This window comes from Nocardia sp. NPDC004722 (assembly GCF_053601505.1).
Genome location: NZ_JBSGBY010000840.1, coordinates 1 through 2,852, shown reverse-complemented (window position 1 = coordinate 2,852; position 2,852 = coordinate 1). Strand labels below are relative to the sequence as shown.

The 2,852-nt window shown below is 71.9% G+C and carries 2 protein-coding genes and 1 pseudogene; all 3 read left to right on the top strand.

Going from position 1 to position 2,852, the window contains the following annotated elements; translation table 11 throughout:
• On the top strand, window positions 1–612 hold a 612-nt coding region (locus ACWELQ_RS42795), incomplete at its 5' end, for an aldo/keto reductase (RefSeq protein ID WP_452402697.1).
• Between the two features lie 20 nt (window positions 613–632).
• Window positions 633–1,668 (top strand): annotated as a pseudogene (locus tag ACWELQ_RS42790) (heme/hemin ABC transporter substrate-binding protein).
• The coding region (locus ACWELQ_RS42785) for a FecCD family ABC transporter permease (protein ID WP_452402696.1) at window positions 1,665–2,852 on the top strand (1,188 nt) is incomplete at its 3' end. The pseudogene ACWELQ_RS42790 and the gene ACWELQ_RS42785, both read left to right, overlap by 4 nt.

Here is a 2,852-nt window from a genome sequence, read left to right as displayed (position 1 = left end):
GCCCAGCTCGGCACCGACCACCTCGACATCTGGTCGGTCGCCGCCTGGGACCCGCACACCCCCCTCGAGGAGATCGCCGACACCCTGGGCTGGGCGGTGCGCTCCGGGCGCGTGCGCTACGCCGGGGCCCGCGGCTACGACGGCTGGCAGCTGGCCACCCTCGCCGCCGCCGCACCGCTGACGGCCACGCATCTGCCGTATTCGCTGCTCGCGCGCGGCGTCGAACACGAATTCGTGCCCGCCGCACAGCATCACGGCATCGGCATCGTCGCCACCGCACCCCTGGCCGGGGGCATCCTCACCGGCAAATACCGCGACGGCGTGCCCGCCGACTCCCGCGGCGCCGACGAGGCCACCGCCGCGGAGATCACCGCACACCTCGACGAACGCGCCCTGCGCGTGGTCGACGCGGTCGTCACCGCCGCCGACGGACTGGGCACCTCCCCGCTGGCGGTCGCGCTGGCCTGGATCCGCGACCAGCCGGGCGTGGCGTCGATGCTGGTGGGAGCGCGCGATCTCGGGCAACTGACCGGAATCCTCGCCGCCGAGACCCTGGAACTGCCCCGGGCCATCGCCGCGGCCCTGGGAGACGTGAGCGCACGCACAGAATGAGCAAGGCTAACCTTACCGCCATGAGGTGTCTCGTGAATGCCCGCTCGGTCGTGCGCCCGCTGCTGATCATGCTGCTCGGTATCGGCCTGGTCGCGGGCGTCACCGCCTGCGGCAGCGGCACTTCCAGCAGCGGCGCCAAGGGACCGGTCACCGCCAGCGTCGGCGACCTCGACCCCGTCGCACTCAACCCGGCACCCACCCCGGTGCTGCCGGTCACCGTGAAATCCTTCGACGGCAGCGACGTCACCGTCACCGACACCAGCCGCATCATCGCCGCCGACCGCTACGGCACCCTCGCCCAGACCGTCGTCGCGCTCGGGCTGCGCGCGAACCTGGTGGGCCGCTCCAACTCCGCGGCCTTCCCCGCCGTCACCGCCCTGCCCACCGTCTCGAGCGGCTCGGGCACCCTGAGCGCGGGAAGCCGTTGCGGCCCTGCGGCCCACCGTGTTCCTCACCGACACCACCGCCGTCACCCCCGCCCTGCGCGACCAGCTCAAAGCACTCGGCATCACGGTGGTGTACTTCGACTCCAAACGCACCCTCGACGGCGTCATCCCGCAGATCGAAGCCGTCGCCGACGCGCTGGGGGTGAGCGAGGCGGGCAAGACGCTGGCCAAACGCACCCAGGGCGAGATCGACGCCGCCACCGCCTCGGTGCCGCACCAGAACACCAAACCCAAGATCGCGTTCCTCTACCTGCGCTCCACCGCCATCACCATGATCTTCGGCCCCGGCTCCGGCGCGGAATCCCTCATCGCGGCCATCGGCGGCATCGACGCCGCCACCGCCTCGGGCGTCACCCAGGACTTCCTGCCCATCACCAGCGAAGCCATGATCGCCGCCGCCCCCGACGTCCTGCTCGTCATGAGCGACGGCCTCGCCTCCGTCGGCGGCGTCGACGGCCTCGAGAAAGTCCCCGGCGTCGCCCAAACCCCCGCCGGGCGCGACCGCCGCGTCATCGACATGTCCGACGCCGTCCTGCTGTCCTTCGGCCCCAACACCGGCCGCGTCCTGACCGCCCTGATCAAGGCCGTCTACGGCACCGCGAACGCATGACCGACCCGCTACCCCCGCAATCGAATCCGGCTCATGACCCGGCATCAGCCGCTCGTGAGCGGCCCGCCACCGATCCGGCCAATCCCCGCACCAGCAGCTCCGACAAGGCCACCGACCTCGCCGAGGCCACCGACGTCACCGCGGCGGAGCTGGAATCGGCGGCCGCGCACCGGTTTCCGGCCAGTGTCGACCCGGCGCCGGACCAGCGGCGCACCCGCTCGCGCACCACACTGATCTTCGCGGGCGCACTCGCCGGTCTGCTGGTGCTGGCGGTGATCTCCGCGGCCATCGGGCAGGTGCCGACCAGCTACGCCGAGGTCGCCGGGAGCGTGTTTCACCGCATGGGCCTGAATTGGGGGCCGATGCCGCATCACCCGGCCGGATACGTGACCCTGTGGGAAGTCCGGTTCCCGCGCGTCGTACTGGCCGTGCTCGTCGGTGCGGCGCTGGCCACCGCGGGCGCGCTGCTGCAGGGCGTGTTCGCCAATCCGCTGGCCGAACCCGGCGTCATCGGGGTTTCGGCGGGCGCGGCGGTCGGGGCGGGCACCGTCATCGTGATCGGTGGCGCGTTCGCGGCGGCCTGGTCGGTCGCGGCGGGCGCGTTCGTGGCCGGGTTGGGCACGACCGCGCTGGTGTATCTGCTCTCGCGCTCGGGCGGGCGCACCGAAGTGGTCACCTTGATCCTCACCGGTGTCGCCATCAATGCCTTTGCCGGGGGCCTGATCTCGTTCCTGCTGTTCAAAGCCAGCCCGGCCGCACGCGATCAGCTGGTGTTCTGGCAGATGGGGTCGCTCAACGGCGCGACCTGGCAGGCGGTCAACGTGGTGTGGCCGCTCACGCTGCTGGGTATCGCGGCCGCGATCTGGATGGCCCCGCGCCTGGACCTGCTGGCGCTCGGCGAATCCGCCGCGCGGCATCTCGGCGTCGACGTGGAACGGTTGCGGCGCAACATCATCGTCGTCGTCGCGATCCTCGCCACCGCCGGGGTCGCGTTCACCGGCATCATCCTGTTCGTCGGGTTGATCGTGCCGCACCTGGTGCGCATGCTCGTCGGCCCCGGCCACCGCGTACTCATCCCGCTGTCCGCCATCCTCGGCGCGGCGGTGCTGGTGGCCGCCGACATCGGCGCGCGAGCCCTGGTCCACAATGCCGACCTGCCGCTGGGCATGATCACCTCGCTCGTC